The following is a 21172-nucleotide window of genomic DNA, read 5'->3' as shown; positions in this document are numbered from 1 at the left end:
AAAGTTTGCTTGCTAGGCATGCTTTTACGTTTTTTCTTTTTTATAGGAGGTACAGCTTTTATGCGAAATATGAATGTGTACTCTATAAAGGATTCGACAATCTATTTTCACGCTACATATTGAGAGTATTTTTCACAATATGTTTTTTTAATTTAGGAGGTAGTTACGATGGCAAAAGTAAGTGTTATTATGGGTAGCCGCAGCGATCTTGCGACAATGCAGAACGCTGTGGATATGCTGAAAGAATTTCAGATTTCCTATGAAGTAAAAGTGATTTCCGCTCACCGTACTCCGCATTCGATGGTTGAGTATGCAAAAGAAGCAAAGAGAAACGGCATTCAGGTGATCATTGCGGGCGCCGGAGGGGCAGCTCATTTACCGGGCATGGTTGCGGCCATGACTACCTTACCGGTAATCGGTGTTCCGGTTCAGTCGAAAGCGCTGAATGGTTTGGATTCGCTGCTTTCCATCGTTCAGATGCCGGGAGGCATTCCGGTTGCGACCGTTGCGATCGGTACCGCAGGTGCGAAAAATGCTGGAATTCTGGCCGCGCAGATCGTGGGGCTTCAAGATGAAGCAGTTGCGAAACGGCTGCAGGAATATCGTCATAAACAAACCCAGACAGTGCTGGATGACGCGCTGATTGAAGTATGCGAGTAGGTATTATCGGCGGCGGACAGCTGGGCATGTATCTGGTCGATGCCGCTCATGCACTCGGTCATACCACGGTCGTGCTGGATCCGGGACATGATGCTTCGGCACGGCAAAACAGCGATGAGTTTGTATGCGCGGAATATGATGATCATGACGCGCTCAGTATCCTTGCATCACAAAGCGATGTCATCACCTATGAATTTGAAAATGTCAAAGCCGAGGTCATTGATTTTCTCAAATCCATACATGCGAATGTTCCGCAGGGAAAGAAGCCGCTGTTAATTGCTCAGCATCGAATTACCGAAAAAACCAGCATTCATGAGGCAGGCATCAAGACAGCGAATTTTTTACCATTACATACGATTGAAGAAGCACAATCGCTATCCCGCCTTATGGAATATCCTTTTCTTATCAAGACCTGTACCGGCGGCTATGATGGAAAAGGACAGTGGGTCATCCGTAATGATTTTGATCTGTATGATTTTGTTACCCAGTTCAAAGCGAATGAATACATTGTGGAATCGATGGTCGATTTCGCATGTGAGATATCCGTAATTGCCGTACGCGGGAAGACCGGCAAGACGATTACTTTTGAACCGATCGAAAACATTCATGAAAATGGCATTCTGCATTTGTCCATTTCACCGGCAAGAGTCGATGATGTGATGAAAAACAAGGCGAAGCGGATTGCCATACAGATAATGGATCGCCTTGATTTCATTGGTATCGTGGCGATTGAAATGTTTGTTGGGAAAGACGGAGAGATTTACGTGAATGAAATCGCACCGCGTCCCCACAACAGCGGACACCTTACTATGGATGGTTATCAAGTCAGTCAATACGAAAATGCTCTGCGTGCAATTCTGAACGGCGATGTGCTGGAGCCGGCTATAACCAAGCCATGTGTGATGGTGAATGTCCTGGGGCAGTATCTGGAAGCGGCAGTCAGTCATGAGCTTCCCGATCACGCCCGTTTATACCTGTATGGAAAACCGGAAGCACGGATCAATCGTAAAATGGGACATATCACCTTCTGGGGTGAAAATTTGGAAGAATTGATTCAAGAAGCGGAAGCCGCGATTATATAAACAGAGGAGAATCTTATGAATACACGTATCTATGTTACAAAGAAGCCTGCCTATCGAATCGAATCACAGTCACTTTTCGAGGAACTGAAAACAAATTTTGATTTATCCGGCGTTACATCACTGCAGCTGTTTAATATCTATGATGTATTTCATGCGGATGATCAGGATATAGCACTCCTAAAACAGCGGGTGCTGTCCGAGGTGGTAACGGATGAAGTGCTGAATGATCTAGCCTTGGAAGGAAAGTCATACATTGCGATGGAATATCTGCCGGGACAGTATGATCAGCGTTCGGACAGCGCGCAGCAATGCTTAATGCTGCTGAATAATAAGGAAGAAGTTATCATCAAGAGCGGTAAACTTGTTGTTTTTGAAGGTGCTGTGGATGAAGTCACCATGCAGGCAGTACGCAAATATCTGATCAATCCGGTAGAAATGCGTGAAAAGGATTTATCTGTGCTTGCCTGTGAGGAAGAAGTGGAGATCGAACCGGTGCTGACGATCGATGGATTTTGCGGTTGGAGCGAGAAAGAAATCGCCGCATACCGGGAAAATGAAGGTCTGGCGATGAGCGATGAAGATCTGCTGCACATCCAGAAATATTTTGATAATGAAGAACAGCGCGACCCGACAATTACTGAGATCAAAGTGCTTGATACCTATTGGAGCGATCACTGCCGTCATACGACCTTTGAAACGGTGCTGGATGAAGTAACGATTACAGCCGGTAAGTTTCATGATCAATTACAAAAGGTTTATGATGATTATGTAGAACTGCGGAAAGCAGTACACGGGGAAAAGAAATACATGACCCTGATGGATATGGCTACGATAGCCGGTAAATATCTGCGCAAAACCGGTTATTTGGACGATCTGGAGGTAAGTGAGGAGATCAATGCCTGCAGTGTGGAAATCGAAGTGGATGTCAATGGGGTGAAAGAGCCATGGCTGTTAATGTTTAAGAATGAAACCCATAATCATCCGACCGAAATCGAACCGTTTGGCGGTGCCAGTACGTGTATCGGCGGAGCGATCCGTGATCCGCTGTCGGGAAGAAGCTATGTTTATCAGGCGATGCGGATTACCGGCGCTGGAGATATTAATAAGGATTTGAACGATACATTAGCGAATAAGCTGCCGCAGAGCGTGATATCAAAATCAGCCGCACAGGGTTATTCCTCTTATGGTAATCAAATCGGACTGGCGACTACGTATGTAAAAGAGCTGTATCATGAGGGATATGTTGCGAAACGTATGGAGGTTGGCGCGGTTGTCGGGGCAGCTCCGAAGGCTTGGGTTGTACGCAAGGAGCCGTGTGCCGGAGATATTGTTGTATTATTAGGCGGAGCAACCGGACGTGACGGTATCGGCGGAGCAACCGGTTCTTCTAAAGAACATAATGAATCTTCTTTAACGAAATGCTCCAGTGAAGTTCAAAAGGGAAATGCCCCGGTGGAAAGAAAGCTGCAGCGATTATTCCGCAATCCCGAAGCAACGCGTATGATCAAGCGTTCCAATGATTTCGGAGCGGGCGGCGTGAGTGTTGCGATCGGTGAACTGGCACCCGGCATTGATATTGATCTGGATGTCGTTCCGGTAAAATACCGCGGTCTGAATGGAACTGAGCTGGCAATCAGCGAAAGTCAAGAGCGTATGGCTGTGGTTATTGAAGCTGCTCAGTTTGAAGCCTTTAAAGAATTGGCGTATCAGGAAAATCTGGATGCGACAAAAGTTGCGGTAGTTACCGATGATAATCGTTTGGTCATGCACTGTAAAGGAGAAACAATCGTCGACATATCCCGCGCCTTTCTTGATACCAACGGTGTTCGTCAGCATCAGAAGGTAACGATCACCACCGTGGAACAGGATGAAAATCCATTTCACCATGAGGAAGTCTGCACCAAAGAAAATCTGCTGGAAAATTTGGCGAAAGAGAATACCGCTTCACAAAAGGGATTGGTTGAGATGTTCGATTCAACGATCGGGAAATCAACGGTTCTCATGCCTTACGGCGGTAAATATCAGCTGACGGAGAGTGAAGCATCCGTCCAAAAGCTTCCGGTTATGGGGTTAACCGATACCTGCAGCATCATGTCCTATGGATTTCACCCAGGCGTGAGCTGTTATTCGCCATATCTGGCCGGTGCTTATTCAGTTGTCGAAGCACTTGCCAGAGTGGCGGCAGTCGGTGGCGATATACATAAAGCACGCTTGACTTGTCAGGAATACTTCGAGCGGCTGCATCAGGATGAAGTGCGCTGGGGCAAGCCGGCACAGGCACTATTGGGTGTCATTGAAGCACAGCTGGCGTTTAAGACTCCGGCAATCGGCGGCAAGGACAGCATGAGCGGTACTTATAAGAATATCAGCGTTCCGCCAACGATCATCACGTTTGCGGTTGCGACTGGCAATACAGGCAATATCATCTCCAGCGAATGGAAAAAATCCGGTTCCAAGATTTATTTGGTCAAGCATCCGATCCATGATGATGAAACTCCGGATTATGAAGCACTGAATAAAAACTTTGATACCGTTCATTCGTATATTAAAAAGAAAACGATTCTTTCTGCCGCAACCGTGAAATTCGGCGGTATTGCGGAAACCTTATGCAAGATGAGCTTTGGCAATAAAATCGGTATTCGCGTTGATACAGAAGAAGCGTTATTCGCACTTTCCATCGGTTCTTTGCTGGTGGAGGCAACGGAAGATATACAGGACGAAAATTTCATTCTGCTGGGTGAAACCGGCGGTGATGAAATTGTCATCAATGGTGTATCCTTGAACATGGAAGAAGCGATCGCAAAATGGATGAGTCGTTATGAGCAGCTGTATCCAACGAAAACGGATACGGATGGTAAGCCGGTACAAACACCGCTGTATCATATCCAAGAGCATAAACATGCTCGTACCAGAATTGATAAACCAAAAGTAATAATCCCGGTATTCCCTGGCAACAACTGCGAGTATGATACGAAACAGCAGTTTGAACGGGCCGGTGCCGAGGTGGAAGTGTATGTTTTTAATAATCTTTCTGTCGAAGCGGTAAAACGCTCTTTGAAAGAATTGAGTGAAAAAATTGCATCGTCACAGATTCTGATGCTTGTTGGCGGCTTCTCCAGCGGTGATGAACCGGACGGAAGCGGGAAATTTATCGCCAATGTTTTGCAGAACGAACAGGTATATCAGGCAGTTCAAACCCTGCTTGCCAATGATGGATTAATTCTCGGCATCTGTAACGGATTCCAGGCGCTGATCAAATCCGGGCTGCTTCCATACGGCGACATCACGAAGCTTGATGAAGCTTCGCCGACGCTGTTTCGAAACAATATCAACCGTCACGTTTCCCGTATGGCGATGACACAGATCGCTTCCAACAAATCACCATGGTTATCCAGCTTCACGCCAGGAGAACTGCATAACATTGCATTCTCACATGGTGAAGGTAAATTTGTGGTTGATGAAGAGGTAGCGAAAGAATTGTTTGCCAACGGTCAGATCGCAACGCAGTATACCGATTTAGAGGGCAATCCGACCATGAACGGAGCCTTCAACGTGAACGGTTCCAGCTATGCCATTGAAGGCATCACTTCGGTCGACGGTCATATCTTCGGTAAAATGGGACACTGTGAGCGTTACGAAGAAGGACTTATGAAAAATATTGACGGAAATAAGGTTCAGGATATCTTTCTGAATGGTGTAAATTATTTCCGAGGCCGTTAGGAGTACCGGTATGAAGCTGCTGTACGAAGGCAAGGCCAAGCAAATATTGGAGGCTGATCAGCCAGATCAAGTCATCATCCGGTACAAGGATGATGCGACTGCCGGTAACGGCGCGAAAAAAGGAACCATTTTGAATAAGGGTGTATTAAACAATGAAATTACGACCTTGCTTTATGATTATTTGAAAACTAAAGGGATACCTACCCATCATTTAAAAACCTTGAATGACCGAGATCAGCTCTGTATCAAGGTTGCTATTATTCCCTTGGAGGTGATCATCCGCAACCGCTTTGCCGGATCTATCGCAAAGCGCCTGGGGGTGGAAGAAGGCAGAATTTCACCGGTTACGATCAAAGAAATCTGTTATAAATGTGATGAACTCAACGATCCATTGATCAATGACGATCAAGCATTGGCACTGGAGCTGGTTACAAAGGCTGAATTGAAGCAGATTTATGAATATGCACTGCAAATTAACCGTGAGCTTTGTGAATTATTTCATAGCATCCACATCGATTTGATTGATTTCAAGATCGAATTTGGAAAAACAAGCAACGGTACGATCCTGCTGGCGGATGAAATATCACCGGATACCTGCCGCTTATGGGACAGCGATACCCAGGAGAGGCTGGACAAGGATCGTTTCCGCCGGGATTTGGGCAATGTGGAAGCAGCTTATCAGGAAATCGCAAAACGATTAAAAGAAAGAATGGGGTTTTAAGATGAAAGACTTGTCAATAGATTTTATCAAGGAAAATGAATATTTCCTGGACGGAGAAATGCATGAGGAATGCGGTGTGTTTGGTGTATATAATGTATCTGATAATGCCAGCTCCTTGGCATATTACGGTCTGCATGCATTACAGCACCGCGGCCAGGAAGCCGCCGGTATCGCCGCAAGTGATAATCAAAAGGTAGAGTGCTATAAGGGCAAGGGTCTGTTAACGGAAATTTTCGATACGCAGACCATTGATCGGCTTGGAGGGGTACATGCCGTTGGACATGTCCGTTATTCAACCGCCGGCGGGAATGAAATCGAAAATGTACAGCCGATCATGGTGCGTGCGCATACCGGAAATTTTGCGGTTGTACACAACGGCAATATCGTGAATGCCCGAGAAATCCGCATTGAACTGGAAAATGAAGGCCGGATCTTTCAGGGTACCAGTGATTCTGAAGTCATTGCTCATCTGATTCAAAAAGAAACCGGAACCTTTGTTGAAAAGATTATAAAAGCGGCCAATCGATTAGAAGGGGCATTTGCCTTTATCATCATGACAAAAGACTGCATGTATGGTATTCGCGATAAAAACGGACTGCGTCCGCTGACGATCGCCAATGTTGATGAAGCCGGATACTGTCTGAGTTCTGAAACCTGTGCTTTTAATATCGTTAATGCGACAACGATTCGTGACATTGAACCGGGTGAAGTAGTACGTATCGCTGATGACGGTCTGAAATTCTTTCAATATACAACGGAAATTCAAAATAAGATGTGTGCGATGGAATATATTTATTTTTCCCGCCCGGATTCTAATATCAACAATATCAACGTTCATACGGCACGTCGATACAGCGGTCATATGCTGGCTCGTGAAGACAAGGGAAAGGTTGAAGCGGATATCGTGGTCGGAGTTCCTGATTCTTCCTTGTCCGCTGCGATCGGCTATTCCGAAGAAAGCGGATTGCCCTATGAGCTGGGTTTAATCAAGAACCGTTATGTCGGCCGAACCTTTATCCAGCCGACGCAGAAACAAAGAGAGCGCGGCGTTCGTATGAAGCTGAGCGCGGTGCGTGATATTGTTAAGGATAAGCGCATCATGCTGATCGATGACTCAATCGTCCGCGGTACGACCTCTAAGCGTATTGTTCAGCTGTTAAAGGAAGCTGGCGCAAAAGAAGTTCATGTTCGTATCGGATCTCCGGCAATTACCCATCCTTGCTTCTATGGGGTGGATACATCCACATATGAAGAGCTGATTTCTGCCCGAATGAGCGTGGAGGAAGTCAGAGCGTATATCGGGGCGGATTCATTAAAGTTCCTCTCCTGTGATTCACTGGTTGAAGCATTTGGAACGAAAGATTTATGTCTGTCCTGCTTCACCGGAAATTATCCGACACGTTTATTCAGTTTGGCGAAAACGCTGGTAAGGGAGGATTAATCATGAGTGAAATCAGTAAGAGTGATTTATATAAGGAAGCGGGAGTTGATTTAGAAGCCGGATACGAGTCGGTGCGGTTGATTAAATCTCATGTTGCCCGTACCCAGATCAAAGGAGCGATAGATTCAATCGGTGCTTTCGGCGGTATGTTTGACTTATCAGCGCTCGGGTTGAAAGAACCGGTGCTGGTGAGCGGGACTGACGGCGTCGGTACGAAGCTGCTGCTGGCATTTGCGATGGACAAGCATGATACGATCGGTATCGATGCGGTAGCGATGTGTGTCAATGATGTGCTGGTACAGGGTGCTTCACCGATTTTCTTCCTGGATTATCTGGCTGTGGATAAAAACCGGCCACAGGTGATCGAGCAGATTGTAAAAGGTGTGGCGGATGGCTGTGTGCAGGCGGAATGTGCATTGATCGGCGGGGAAACCGCGGAGATGCCGGATATGTACGGCGATCATCATTATGATGTGGCCGGCTTCTGTGTCGGCGCGGTTGATAAAAGCAAATTGATGGATAATCGAGGTATCGCACCCGGTCAGGTATTGATCGGACTGCCGAGCTCAGGAACGCATTCAAACGGATTTTCATTGATCCGCAAGGTGCTGCTGAAAGACGGTCATCTCGATCTGCATGAAACCATTCCAAGCCTTGGGAAGCCACTGGGTGAAGAGCTTTTAACCCCGACCCGAATCTATGTAAAAGCGATGAAACACCTATTCGGCAAGGTTGACATTAAGGGAATGTCTCATATAACCGGCGGCGGTTTCTATGAGAATGTACCGAGAATGCTGAAAGCCGGAGTCGGTGTAACAATCGATACCAAATCCTATCCGCGTCCGGCTATCTTCGATCTGCTTCAGCAGACCGGTAATATTTCAAATAAGGAAATGTACAACGTCTTCAATATGGGAATCGGATTTGTCATGGCAGTTGATAAGGCTGATGCCAAAACAGTCATTGACTTATTGGCGGAAATTGATGAAAAAGCGTATATCATAGGTGAAACTACAGCTAGAGAGGGTGTTGACCTGCAATGGTAAAATTTGCGGTTTTTGCCAGCGGAAGCGGTACAAATTTTGAAAATATCATTCATAATTTGGAGACCGGAAACATTCAAAACGCGAAATGTGTCACCTTGATTGTAGATAAGGCACAGGCTAAAGTGATCGATCGGGCCAAAAGACTCGGGATTGCTTACCATGTGGTGCTGCCAAAAGAATTTGCGGACAAAGAAGCATATGAACAGGCAGTGCTTGAAATCCTGAAAAAAGATCAAGTCGAGCTGATTATACTAGCCGGCTATATGCGGATTATCACGCATGTGCTGCTGGATGCGTATCCGAAACGCATCATCAATTTGCATCCTGCCTATTTACCGGAATTTCCGGGAAAGCAGAGCATTCTGGATGCATATGAAGCAAAAGTCACATACAGCGGGGTCACGGTTCATTATATTGATGAAGGAATTGATACCGGTGAAATTATCCGCCAGGAAAAAGTTATGATTGATCCATCCTGGAGTTTGGAAACCCTGGAGGAGCATATTCATGCTTTGGAATATCAGCTGTTTCCGGAAGTGATCAATTTAGTATGTAAACAGATAGAGGAAAGAAGGTAATTGCATGAAACGAGCATTAGTAAGTGTATCTGACAAAACCGGTCTGGTGCCTTTTGTTTCCGGGTTGGTAGAATTGGGTTATGAAATCATCTCTACCGGCGGAACGAAAAAAGCCTTAGAAGAAGCCGGCATCAAAACCATCGGTATTTCTGATATTACCGGTTTTCCGGAAATTATGGACGGTCGTGTAAAAACGCTGCATCCTAGTGTGCACGGCGCATTGCTGTGTGTGAGAAGCAATCCTGGGCATGTCAAACAGCTTCAGGATCTGAACATTGATTATATCGATCTGGTCTGTGTAAATTTATATCCGTTTAAACAAACGCTGATGAAGCATGGAGTAACCCATGAGGAAATTATCGAAAATATTGATATCGGCGGACCGAGCATGCTGCGCAGTGCGTCTAAGAATTACCAGTCTATTCCGGTCATTGTCGATCCGAAGGATTATGAATCGGTTCTGACGGAACTGCGTGAAAAGGGTGATACCAGTTTGTCTACCCGTGAATTTTTGGCTGCGAAGGTTTTCCGTCATACAGCTGCGTATGATACCATTATTGCCCAGTATCTGACAGAACGCACCGGTGAAAAATATCCGGAAAACTTTACGATGACTTTTGAAAAGGTTCAGGATCTTCGCTATGGTGAGAATCCGCATCAAAGCGCAGCCTTCTATAAAAATTTTGATCCGAAGTATTCACTTGCCAATGCCAAACAGCTGCACGGTAAGGAATTGTCCTATAACAATATTCAGGATGGCAATGCGGCGATTGAAATTTTAAAAGATTTTGAAGGTCAGCCGGCTGCGGTTGGTCTGAAGCACATGAACCCATGCGGTATTGGAATCGGTAAGACGATTGAAGAAGCTTGGAATAAATGCTTTGAGGCCGATCCGGTTTCTATTTTCGGTGGGATCGTAGCCTTCAATGAAGCGGTAACCATGCCGATCGCAGAAAAGCTGTCACAGATGTTCTTAGAGATCGTTATTGCCCCGGGCTATGAGCGGGAAGCGTTTGAACTCTTATCCAAGAAGAAGAATATTCGTTTGTTGGAATTGGATACCACATTAACGGTACATACAAAATTTAAGGTAACCAATGTAAATGACGGTTTATTGGTGCAGGATGTTGATGATAAGAAAGTAACCAGAGAAGAACTTACATGTGTAACAAAACGCAAGCCGACTGAGGAAGAAATTGCACAGCTCTTGTTTGCTTGGAAAGCGGTGAAGCATGTGAAATCCAATGCGATCGTACTGGTTCGTAATGATATGACGGTCGGTGTCGGTGCCGGTCAAATGAATCGTGTCGGCGCGGCGAAAATTGCGATTGAGCAGGCAGGTGAAAAAGCCAAAGGATCGGTAATGGGATCAGATGCATATTTCCCGATGCCGGATACCTGCGAAGCTGCTGCCGCTGCCGGTGTTACGGCGATTATTCAGCCAGGCGGAAGTATTCACGATCAGGACTCCATTGATGTCTGTGATCAGTATGGAATCGCAATGGTATATACAGGCATTCGCCATTTTAAACATTGATAAATTTAATCTGCACAGTTGGAAGACTGCGCAGATTTTTATATACATCCCTTTTGATTAATCGGTTCATAAAAAGAGAATAAGCTATTGAAAAGTAAAAAGATAACCATTTTTGAAGCATTTACTGAAAATGCTATTGGGGTTGGTTATGAGGCTGATAATACAGAAAGAATCAATAAAAAATCGAGATCGTTTTAAGATCTCGATTTTTTAATATCGTTTACTTATGATACAGTTTTTTTGTTTGATAGGAAGGCTCGCAGGTCAAATTGACTTTCAGCTTCCGAAAGACATTGCGATCCACTTCTGATAGAATGACCGTGCTATGAGCTTCACAGCCTTTCAATTTTGGCAGCTGCTGGAGCGCGAAGTGAGAAAGCGGATTGGTTGTCGCGGAAATAGACAAGGCAATTAATACTTCATCAGTATGTAAACGGGGATTGTTGTTTCCCAGCGAGTTGGTTTTCAATTTCTGAATTGGCTCAATGATGCTTGGAGCGATCAGCGGCAGGTCGTCATTGATATTGCCGATAGCTTTCAGGGCATTCAGCAGCGCGGCAGCACTGGCACCGAGCAGCGATGAAGTTTTGCCGGTGATAATGCGGCCGTCATCCAATTCGATCGCAACCGCCGGTGCGTCGGTATCTTCTGCCTTGGTGAGAGCGGCCTTGACACAGGAACGACGATCCGGGGATACATTTGCCTGGGACATTACCAGTTCAATTTTCTCGATGGTCGTTTCATCCGTAGCACCGGTTTTGAAATCCTCTCGAGCCTGATAATAACGGCGTACGATTTCATCCTTGCTGGCTTCGATCGCAGCTTCATCATCAATGATGCAGTTGCCGACCATGTTGACACCCATATCAGTAGGTGATTTATAAGGACTTTCCCCTAGAATTTGTCGGAATGTTTCATTCAGAACCGGGAAGATTTCCACGTCGCGGTTATAATTCACAGTCGTTTCACCATAGGCTTCTAAATGGAACGGATCAATCATATTTATATCATTCAAATCTGCGGTAGCCGCCTCATAGGCCAGATTGACCGGATGCTTCAGCGGCAGATTCCAGATCGGAAAGGTTTCAAATTTCGCATATCCGGCTTTTACACCACGCTTGTGTTCATGATATAGCTGGGAGAGGCAAGTAGCCATCTTTCCGCTTCCCGGGCCCGGACCGGTTACAACGACCAACGGCTTGCTGGTTTCCATATAATCATTTTTTCCATATCCTTCATCACTCACAATTAAGGAGACATTGTTCGGATAACCGTTGATTGGATAGTGAAGTCCGACCTTCACGCCCAGGTTTTCAAGATTTTTCTTAAATGTATCAGCGGCAGCCTGATTGTTGTACTGGGTAATCACAACACTGCCTACATATAGACCAATTCCCCGAAAGGCATCGATCAGACGCAGGACTTCAACATCATAGGAGATGCCTAAGTCACTGCGAACTTTATTTTTTTCAATATCACTGGCATTGATACAGATGATAATTTCCACCTGATCCTTCAATGTCAACAGCATTTTCAGTTTACTGTCTGGTTGAAATCCCGGCAGCACGCGTGCCGCATGGTGGTCATCGAATAATTTACCACCGAATTCCAAATACAGCTTATCACCGAAATTAGAGATTCTTTCCTGTATATGCTTTGATTGTTGTTTTAAGTATAAATCATTATCAAAAGCAATTTTTTTCATACATCCGCCTCCTTCACACCTTTTTCTATTATACCAAAAAAAAAGATACTTTACTAATAATCCAGCTATAAAAATTATTTAATAATTCTGGAAAAAGCATTCATAAAATGTGATTGTAAAAAATACACAAAACGGGACATTTATAATATAATAGAATAGAGAAATTGACAGATCGCTTTGCCGGCAGGGCTGCTTCTGAACTCATGTAAGAGAAATATCTGCCAAGTCGAGTTTTTGGTGGATAAACCCTATGAAATGCTTTATAATAGTAGCACTGTGAGGTATATGCGAAAAAGGAGAAACCGAATGAAAGAAGTTATTAAAATCGAGGGTGGCCATAAATTGAATGGCACCGTGCGTATTTCTGGTTCTAAAAATGCCACAGTAGCATTGATCCCGGCTTCGATTCTGGCGAACGGACCGGTTACAATCTGCGGTGTTCCTAATATTTCTGATGTGCAGGCACTTTCAGTGCTGCTTCGTGATCTTGGTGTGGAAGTTGTCTTTAAAGCTGAGGATCATATTATTATTGATCCTACGCATATGGAAAATAAACCGATGGTACAGGAGGATGTATCAAAGCTGCGCGCTTCCTATTATTTTATGGGAGCACTGCTTGGCAAGTATGGCCGGGTAGAAATGAAAATGCCGGGAGGGTGTTATTTAGGCCCTCGTCCGATCGATCTTCATTTAAAAGGCTTTGAGGCCTTGGGAGCAACGGTGCGCAATGAACATGGCGCCTATGTGATTGAGGCAAAGGAGCTGCGCGGAACGAAGATTTTCCTGGATATTTCCAGCGTGGGAGCAACGATCAACATCATGATGGCTGCGGTTTATGCCAAAGGCAGAACGGTTATTGAAAATGCGGCCAAGGAGCCGGAAATCATTGATGTCGCAACCCTGCTGAATAAGATGGGCGCACAGATTCGCGGTGTCGGTACCAATGTGATAACGATTGACGGTGTTGATAATTTAAGCGGATGTTTTCATGAGATCATTCCGGATCGTATTGAAGCGGCTACCTATATTGTACTGGCTGCGGCAGCGGCCGAGGAAATGACGATTGAAAACATCATTCCTCAGCATTTGGAATCCTTACTGTCTAAGCTTCATGAGATTGGTATTGATATGGAAGTCGGTGTAGATCACGTGAAGATTCGTCATCATGACGGCCCATTGCGCGCTACGGAGATCAAAACCTTGCCGTATCCTGGATTTGCCACTGATATTCAGCAGCCGCTGACTGCTTTAATGACCCAAGCGGAAGGACAAACCGTTGTGACCGAGACAATTTATACGGAACGATTTAAGCACTGTCATGAGCTGAATAAGATGGGTGCGGATATCAACGTGATGATACCGAGCTCGTTTATCAAAGGACCAACTCCGCTGTATGGTGCACAGGTGGTTGCGACCGATCTGCGCTGCGGCGCGTGTTTGGTCATCGCCGGATTGATTGCTCAGGGTATCACGGAAATTTCAGAAATTTATCATATCGACCGCGGGTATGAAAATCTCGATGGAAAGCTGAATGCGTTAGGAGCGAAAATCTGGCGGGAAAAGAAGGAAGACTAAGCGGGCCGGCTGCTCGCTTTTTTAAGGAGAGAATTCATATGCGCAAATGTAATCAGGGATTTACCCTTGTTGAAATTATCGTCGTGCTTTTGATTTTGGCAATCCTGAGCGCGATAGCAATTCCCTCCATGTTGGGATATGTTAAGGAAGCACGTAATTCCGCAAAGCTGGCAGATGCTCGTACCGGTTATCTTGCCGGTATGATTGGACTTGACCGCTACCTCGCTAAAGCTAAGCCCGCCTTTGACAAAGATGCCGCTTACTTTGAGGTACGGGAGGAAATCATTCAACAAACCGATGAAGAAATATTTACCTTATACAGCTGTAAATTTGATGCGGATAAGCGACAAATCAGTGAGATCATTTTCTATTTTCATGATGATGATACCTATGTGAAAATCACTTCCAATAAGGAAGCGGAAGTTATCGACAATCTGTGATAAAATAGTTGCATATTGCATTTCTTATGCTATAATGGTATAGCACTTACTTTAGATCGACAGAGAATTAAAATGGTCTAAGGCGGAAGGAGAGTAAAATCATGAAAAAAGGCATTCATCCTGAATACAACCGTATCATGGTAAAATGTACTTCTTGCGGTGCAGAATTTGAAACTGGATCTACATCTAAGGAACTGCGTGTAGATACTTGCTCAAACTGCCACCCATTCTTCACTGGACGTCAGCGCTTCGCTGCTGCTCAGGGTAGAATTGAGAAGTTCAACAAGAAATACGGACTTAAGTAAAAACACGAAAAACGGAGCTGGCAATCAGCTCCGTTTTTACATCCCTTTACACTTAAAAAGACCACCTATTCATGCTATAATCATTACGTGTGAAGATAAGTGAGGAGAATGATCATGTATCAGCATTATAAAGAGGGATGGATCGAAGTGATATCGGGCTGTATGTTTGCCGGTAAAACGGAAGAATTGATCCGCCGCATCAAGGTACTGCAGTATGCGAAAAAGAAAATTGTTGTTTTTAAACCGGCAATCGATAATCGTTATGATGAGCAGATGGTAGTATCACATGCCGGAACGAAGGTTGACAGCTTTGCGATTCGCAGAGCACATGATATTTTTAAATATATGGATGACAGTGTTGAAGTCGTCGCGATTGATGAGGTTCAGTTTTTTGACGATGAGGTTGTAGATATTTGTGAATATCTGGCTGATCAGGGAAAACGCGTAATGGTAGCAGGCTTGGATATGGATTTTCGCGGGGTTCCGTTTGGCATCATGCCGCGTCTGTTTACCATGGCTGAATTTGTTACGAAGCTGACAGCTGTTTGTACCAAATGCGGCGCGCCGGCAACGCGTACGCAGCGCTTGGTAAATGGTCATCCTGCCAGCTATGATGATCCGATCATCATGGTCGGAGCCGCCGAAAAATATGAAGCCAGATGTCGGCACTGCCATGAAGTAATAGGAAAACCACAGCTGGTAAAGCATAATTTGAAATAAAAGGAGGTGTGCATCATGAATAGCATGGTGAAAATCGTTCAAAATGATGATGTGCACATGAACCGAAAATACTATATCAGAGCGTTTCATTTATAGCGATGAAATGCTGTAAAGGAACGATTCAACAAGGAGGTATAGGATATGAGTGTAATGATTGAACGTTTAGAAGGCATGGTGAACCGCTACCATGAAATCAACGATATGATGATGTCGCCGGATATCGTCTCAGACAGTAAGATGCTGGCAAAGCTGGGAAGGGAACAGGCGGATTTGACGCAAATCGTTGAAACCTATCAGGAATATAAAAAGAATGCCGATGCGCTGGAGGAAGCCAAGGCTCTGCTTGGTGAAGAAGATAAAGAGCTTCGTGAAATGGCAAAAATGGAAGTGGAAGAGCTGGAACCGCTGTGTGAAAGCTATCTTCAGAAGCTGGAGGTACTGCTGATCCCCAAGGATCCAAATGATACGCACAATGCTATCATGGAGATTCGCGGTGCAGCCGGAGGTGATGAAGGCAATATTTTTGCCGGTGATCTGTACCGTATGTATGTGAAGTATGCAGAATCTTTAGGCTGGCGCATTGAAACGATTGAAATGGCCGAAGCGGAAGCCGGAGGCTTCTCGTTGGTTTCCTTTATGGTGAAAGGAAATGGCGCCTATGGTAAATTAAAATTTGAATCCGGTTCTCACCGCGTACAGCGGGTACCAAAGACTGAATCACAGGGACGCATTCATACATCAACAGCAACCGTGCTGGTATCTCCGGAAATTGAAGCGGATGATTTTGATATTGATATGAATGATCTGGAAATAGAAACCATGCGTGCCAGCGGTGCCGGCGGACAGCATATCAATAAAACTGATAGTGCGGTTCGTATTGTGCATAAGCCGACCGGTATCGTAGTGAAGTGTCAGGATGGACGTTCACAGCATGAAAACCGTGCTACTGCGTTGCTGACGATTCGTTCCCGTGTCTATGAGGAACATCAGCGGCAGATCGAAGCAGCAGCCGGAGCAGAACGGCGCAGTAAAATCGGAACCGGTGACCGTGCGGAGAAGATACGTACGTACAACTACCCCCAAAACCGAGTAACCGATCATCGTATCGGCTATACAGTGAATCAACTGGATCGTATCATGGAAGGCCGTATGGATGATTTGATCAACGCTTTGATTACCGCAGACCAACAGGCGAAACTGGCAGGAAATGCGTAATGGCCAGCTATAAGCAAAGCTTACGGGCTGCAGAGAAACAGCTGCAAAACGCAGAGTGCGGTGAACAAGCGGCATTTATGCTGCTGCTGGAGCTGGCGCAGATGGAAGCTCACAATTTATATATGGAATTTGACCAAGAAATTCCCGATGCCTTAAACAAACAGTTTCAGGAAGGGATCGCACGGCTGGCTGAAAATGAACCCCTTGCCCATATCCTCGGATATGAATGGTTCTACGGATATCGCTTTCTGGTGAATGAGGATGTTTTGATTCCTCGTCCGGAAACCGAAGAGCTAGTAGCAAATATTTTATCAGCCTATGATGATTACTTTAAAATGAATGGAAATATCATTGCGGCGGATATCGGAACCGGCAGTGGAGCAATCGCGATTTCGTTAAAAAAAGAGGAGCCCTCTTTGCATGTACTGGCTACCGATATCAGTAAAAAAGCAGTGGATGTGGCAGCGCGGAATGCGGAACTGAACGAAGTTTCAATCAGCTTCTGTATCGGTGATATGTTGGAGCCGTTGATTGATCGGGATCTTAAGGTGGATATTTTAATTTCCAATCCACCGTATATTCCCCAGGAAGAAATTTTGGAAGCCAGTGTAAAGGATCATGAACCGCATGTCGCTTTGTTTGGCGGGGATGATGGTTTGAAGTATTACCGCATCATGTTTGAGAAGGCAAAACAGGTATTGAAGCCGAGATCAATGATGGCTTTTGAGATGGGTTGGAATCAGCGGGAAGCATTATTGAATGAAGTGAAAAGGTATTTCCCGGATGCTTGTACAGAGGTATTGAAGGATATGAATGGTAAGGATCGAATGCTGTTTGTCTATTTTGGCATTCAACCTAATTCATAAATAAAAAGGTTTATCGGCGGCTGCTGGTAAACTTTTTTAATACAGATGTTTATCCTCATATGGTACAGTGCTTTATGTTATAATAAACATACATGAAAACTAAAGAGGTATTATGAAACTAGTCAATGTTGTAACCCAAAAAATGTCAATGCGTCAGCAGTTTTCTTTGAAAGTGCTGGAAATGAATACGCATGATCTTTTGGATGCAGTTATCGAAGAATTAGAAATGAATCCAGTATTGGAAGCAAATGAGCATATTTATAGTATGCAGTCAACGCATAAGGATACAGATTTTGACCTGCTGCTGAATTATGTGGAGGATCGAGAGACCTTATCCGATGTTTTGATGAAACAGTTGGAAACATGCCGAAAGTCAGTGGATATCTCATTAGGGGAATTTTTGATTGAATCATTAGATGATGACGGTTACCTGCGTATGAGCAATCATGAAATCAGCAGCTATACAGGTAAAAGCGAGGATGATATCGAGGAGATGATCAACCGGATTCAGACCTTTGAACCATATGGTGTTGCAGCTCGTTCGCTGGATGAGTGTCTTCTGATCCAGCTGAGTTTTCAGGAAAGCCCGTATCGTCGGCTGGCCATGAATATCGTATCTGAATATCTGATGCAGGTTGCCGATAATCGACTGCCGGAAATAGCGCAGAAGATTGGCTGTGAAATGGCTGATGTCGTGCAGGCAGTTCAATTGATAAAGCAGATGGACCCGCGGCCCGGAATCAATTATGCCAGCGGCAGCGATTATGTCGAAGCAGATGTTCGGGTCATGGTTGAAGATCAGGAAATCAAGCTGGAATTATTAAGTGAACAATATGATCTTAGGATCAACCATAATTATGAGCAGACAAAAGATAAAGAGGTCATTCAATATTTGGAACAGCATATGAAAAGTGCCAAATTGCTGATTGAAAGTATGAGGAAACGAAATGTTACGCTTTTAGCGATCGTAAACTGTATTGTTGAGCATCAGCGTGTGTTCTTTCTGGAGCATGCACAGCTTTCTCCGCTTACTTTGAAAAATATCGCTGATGAAATCGGCATTCATGAGTCTACCATTTCCCGGGCAATATCTAATAAATATATGGAATTTGAACAACGGCTGATTCCCTTAAAATTCTTTTTCCAAGCAAAGCTGGAAAGTGGAGAATCCGCTAATGAAATCCACATCCAATTGAAAAAGATGATTGAGGAAGAGGATAAACATGCACCATATAGTGACCAAAAGCTGGCTGACCTGCTAAGTGAACATGGTGTGAAAATATCACGCAGAACCGTTGCGAAGTATCGTGAACAGCTGCAGATACCGCCGGCGTCCCGGCGCAAGCAGTTTTAGAGAGGAGCTATTTGATATGCTGAAATATAAATCCCATTGTCCGAATTGCGGTGCAGAGATTACCGTTGATGTTCTGCATGGTAAAATTAACTCGCCGTGCGGTCATCATCTGCGTATACGGGCAAAACGAAATGGCTGGATCAGCTGTATGTTTGCTTTTTTCTTAGTTGTAACCTTGTCCAATTATACGCATTCCTATTTTGTAAAAATACCGATGGGAGGGTTTCTGGAACTCGTACTTGCGATGCTGCTGATTCTGGCTACTGTATCTGTTTTGTATAAAGTATTTGGTTTTGATAATGTATATCGGGTTGTGGAGCGTAAATAACAAGAAAAAATGAACCGAAGGCTCGGCTCATTTTGTTTTTAAAAAAGTCTTCCATCCCTTTTTAAAGGTGAATACAACCGCGTCAATTCCGCCGCCGCGATATAGGGAGTCCCAGATGAACATCCCGCCGACTGTACCGAATTGCTTCCAAAAGGAAGAATTGCTGACTGCATAGTTCAGCAGTGTTTGCTGAAGCTGGGGGTCTTCTTCTTTCAAGGCCTGTGTCAGCATCAGCAGATTCTGCTTGCGATAGGGCTCATATTTTTCTGTATGCAGCAAATAATTCTCCGCATTCGGACCCCAGGCGAGATACTGTGTGATTCCTTGACAGAAAGCATGGTAGGTAAGTTGGTCATGATACCCTTTCGCATAGCGGAACGGATAATAATTCTGCACTCCATGGAGAACTAGCCGCTTGGTCATTTCACTGCGCATCACATACATCATTTTATCAAGCTCCGGTCCATAATCCGCAAACTGCAGAAGATCCATGATCATCGTGTAAGTGCCGTTTGGCTGTAAGGTTAGAAAACAGTCATAACCGGGTTCCATTCCCACTGCAGGTATAATTTCAAAATCATAAGGCCCGCCTTTTTTGGCAAAGAGTTCTTTTATCATATTAAAATTAAAAAAAACATGTTCCTGTAATTTATAAATTCTTTGATCTAATTCTTTTACTACTTCTTTACGTCGATGATCCGGTGCATGATAGATATGCTTTCCCATCTGGCGCAAGTCATATATCCAGCCGTAAATTCCTGCTTCAAGCGGTTTATCATGAAGGTACAGCTGAATAACGTCGTGATTGAATTTCATGTCTACCCCTCGATTCATTCAAATTGTAACACATTTGTAACATTGATGAAAGAATCATTGCATTATGATAATATTATCGTATAATAGAAACATGATTTAAAATATAGGAGTAAGAACGGACAGGAATGGCAAAACAGGAAGAGCGTTATTTAGAGGAAATCAAGAACGGATATCGTGAAGAAGCGAATGGCTATCGCTGCAGTTTTTGTGAACAGCTATTTGAAAAAGGTGAAATCTTTCATATAGACGACCGTTTTTTTGATGCGGAACGGGCTGTGAAAATCCATATCTGTAAGCAGCATGGTTCTGTATTTGATCGCTTGATGGAAACGGATAAGAAACAGAACGGGCTGACGGATGTTCAAAAACAGCTGCTGCGCCTGATGAAAGAAGGCAATAGTGACAAGGAAATTGCGAAAATTACCGGCACTTCTGCTTCTACGGTCAGACATCAGCGGTTTGTGTTTAAAGAAAAAGCAAAGCAAGCCAGATTGTTTTTGGCAATGTATGAGCTGGCGCTTGAACAGGCGGAACAGCCGCAGGAAGAAAAGCTGGTAGAAGTACATATGGGTGCTAATATGATTGACGATCGTTTTATCACAACGGTAGCAGAAAGCGAGCAGATTCTGAATACGATGTTCGCGTCATTTGAACCTCTGAAGCTGAAGCAGTTTCCCGGCCGTGATAAAAAGAAAATTGTGGTACTGCGCCGGATAACCGAAGGTCTGGATTATGGACGTCATTACAGCGAACAGGAAATCAATGCATATTTAAAGGATATCTACAGTGACTTTGTGACGATTCGGAGGGCGCTGATTGAATATGGCTTTCTGATGCGTACGGAAGACTGCAGTGAATATTGGGTAAAAGGTACTGACTGATGAGAAATCATCAGTTTTTTTCTTTATAAACACGATCAAGAAAAAGAATGGATAGATGTGCTGAAAATTGTACAAGAACGGATATATTGTGCAGGAATTTGATACAAAACTAAAAAAATCAACGGATTTTATTTTTGTATTCCGGAAAATCCTGTTACTATTAAAACGGAGGTGTACAGCAT

At 44.4% G+C, this 21172-nt stretch carries 19 protein-coding genes; 17 read left to right on the top strand and 2 right to left on the bottom strand.

Features of this window, described 5'->3' with window-relative positions:
• Positions 1-168: 168 nt before the first annotated feature.
• Genes purE through purH form a run of 8 tightly spaced genes read left to right on the top strand, consistent with a single transcriptional unit; the run spans position 169 to position 10785 of the window.
• Positions 169-660, top strand: a complete 492-nt coding sequence (purE, locus tag GSF08_RS01395) for a 5-(carboxyamino)imidazole ribonucleotide mutase (protein WP_160624088.1) — start codon at positions 169-171, stop codon at positions 658-660.
• Positions 651-1742 carry a 5-(carboxyamino)imidazole ribonucleotide synthase gene (purK, locus tag GSF08_RS01390; RefSeq protein WP_160624087.1) on the top strand — a complete coding sequence of 364 codons (1092 nt, stop codon included), beginning with the start codon at positions 651-653 and terminating at the stop codon, positions 1740-1742. The genes purE and purK overlap by 10 nt, the downstream gene beginning before the upstream one ends.
• Before the next feature lie 15 nt (positions 1743-1757).
• Positions 1758-5462 (top strand): phosphoribosylformylglycinamidine synthase, encoded by a 3705-nt coding sequence (locus GSF08_RS01385; protein ID WP_160624086.1) that lies wholly within the window; start codon positions 1758-1760, stop codon positions 5460-5462.
• Positions 5463-5472: 10 nt separating this feature from the next.
• Positions 5473-6183: a phosphoribosylaminoimidazolesuccinocarboxamide synthase gene (gene purC, locus GSF08_RS01380; RefSeq protein WP_160624085.1), complete on the top strand. Its 711-nt coding sequence runs from the start codon at positions 5473-5475 to the stop codon at positions 6181-6183.
• Between the two features lies 1 nt (position 6184).
• A complete protein-coding gene (purF, locus tag GSF08_RS01375) occupies positions 6185-7624 on the top strand; it encodes an amidophosphoribosyltransferase (protein ID WP_160624084.1) in 1440 nt (479 codons plus the stop codon).
• Between the two features lie 2 nt (positions 7625-7626).
• Positions 7627-8670, top strand: coding sequence for a phosphoribosylformylglycinamidine cyclo-ligase (purM, locus tag GSF08_RS01370; RefSeq protein WP_160624083.1), 1044 nt, complete (start codon positions 7627-7629; stop codon positions 8668-8670).
• Positions 8664-9248 (top strand): phosphoribosylglycinamide formyltransferase, encoded by a 585-nt coding sequence (gene purN / locus GSF08_RS01365; RefSeq protein ID WP_160624082.1) that lies wholly within the window; start codon positions 8664-8666, stop codon positions 9246-9248. Before purM ends, purN begins: the two co-directional genes overlap by 7 nt.
• A 4-nt stretch (positions 9249-9252) precedes the next feature.
• Positions 9253-10785, top strand: a complete 1533-nt coding sequence (purH, locus tag GSF08_RS01360; RefSeq protein WP_160624081.1) for a bifunctional phosphoribosylaminoimidazolecarboxamide formyltransferase/IMP cyclohydrolase — start codon at positions 9253-9255, stop codon at positions 10783-10785.
• Positions 10786-11005: 220 nt separating this feature from the next.
• Here the strand turns inward: purH and GSF08_RS01355 are convergent, their stop codons facing one another.
• Positions 11006-12490 carry a DUF1846 domain-containing protein gene (locus GSF08_RS01355; protein ID WP_160624080.1) on the bottom strand — a complete coding sequence of 495 codons (1485 nt, stop codon included), beginning with the start codon at positions 12488-12490 and terminating at the stop codon, positions 11006-11008.
• A gap of 306 nt (positions 12491-12796) precedes the next feature.
• On the opposite strand from GSF08_RS01355, the gene murA reads away from it, so the two are divergent.
• The 8 genes from murA to GSF08_RS01315 all read left to right on the top strand — a co-directional run bounded on the left by murA (position 12797) and on the right by GSF08_RS01315 (position 19293).
• Entirely contained in the window at positions 12797-14065 is a 1269-nt protein-coding gene (gene murA, locus GSF08_RS01350; RefSeq protein ID WP_160624079.1) for a UDP-N-acetylglucosamine 1-carboxyvinyltransferase, read from the top strand.
• Positions 14066-14103: 38 nt separating this feature from the next.
• Positions 14104-14505, top strand: coding sequence for a type IV pilin protein (locus GSF08_RS01345; protein ID WP_160624078.1), 402 nt, complete (start codon positions 14104-14106; stop codon positions 14503-14505).
• 101 nt (positions 14506-14606) lie between these two features.
• On the top strand, positions 14607-14810 hold the full coding sequence (gene rpmE / locus GSF08_RS01340) for a 50S ribosomal protein L31 (protein WP_160624077.1): 204 nt from the start codon (positions 14607-14609) through the stop codon (positions 14808-14810).
• A 114-nt stretch (positions 14811-14924) separates the two neighbouring features.
• On the top strand, positions 14925-15530 hold the full coding sequence (locus tag GSF08_RS01335; RefSeq protein WP_160624076.1) for a thymidine kinase: 606 nt from the start codon (positions 14925-14927) through the stop codon (positions 15528-15530).
• 141 nt (positions 15531-15671) lie between these two features.
• Entirely contained in the window at positions 15672-16745 is a 1074-nt protein-coding gene (gene prfA / locus GSF08_RS01330; protein WP_160624075.1) for a peptide chain release factor 1, read from the top strand.
• The gene (gene prmC, locus GSF08_RS01325) at positions 16745-17611 is read left to right on the top strand and encodes a peptide chain release factor N(5)-glutamine methyltransferase (RefSeq protein WP_160624074.1); all 867 of its coding nucleotides are present in this window, start codon (positions 16745-16747) and stop codon (positions 17609-17611) included. The genes prfA and prmC overlap by 1 nt, the downstream gene beginning before the upstream one ends.
• Positions 17612-17723: 112 nt before the next feature.
• A complete protein-coding gene (gene rpoN / locus GSF08_RS01320; protein ID WP_160624073.1) occupies positions 17724-18965 on the top strand; it encodes an RNA polymerase factor sigma-54 in 1242 nt (413 codons plus the stop codon).
• 16 nt (positions 18966-18981) lie between these two features.
• Entirely contained in the window at positions 18982-19293 is a 312-nt protein-coding gene (locus GSF08_RS01315; protein ID WP_160624072.1) for a hypothetical protein, read from the top strand.
• A 27-nt stretch (positions 19294-19320) separates the two neighbouring features.
• Here the strand turns inward: GSF08_RS01315 and GSF08_RS01310 are convergent, their stop codons facing one another.
• Entirely contained in the window at positions 19321-20109 is a 789-nt protein-coding gene (locus tag GSF08_RS01310; RefSeq protein ID WP_160624071.1) for a hypothetical protein, read from the bottom strand.
• A gap of 125 nt (positions 20110-20234) precedes the next feature.
• Between GSF08_RS01310 and GSF08_RS01305 the strand changes: the two genes are divergently transcribed.
• Entirely contained in the window at positions 20235-20990 is a 756-nt protein-coding gene (locus GSF08_RS01305; RefSeq protein ID WP_160624070.1) for a DUF2087 domain-containing protein, read from the top strand.
• The last annotated feature ends 182 nt before the right edge of the window (positions 20991-21172 follow it).

Origin of the sequence: Copranaerobaculum intestinale (genome assembly GCF_009831105.1) — a bacterium.
Classification (GTDB): domain Bacteria; phylum Bacillota_I; class Bacilli_A; order Erysipelotrichales; family Erysipelotrichaceae; genus Copranaerobaculum; species Copranaerobaculum intestinale.
Note: the sequence above shows the minus strand (reverse complement) of the source record. Positions and strands in the feature narration are given on the sequence as shown.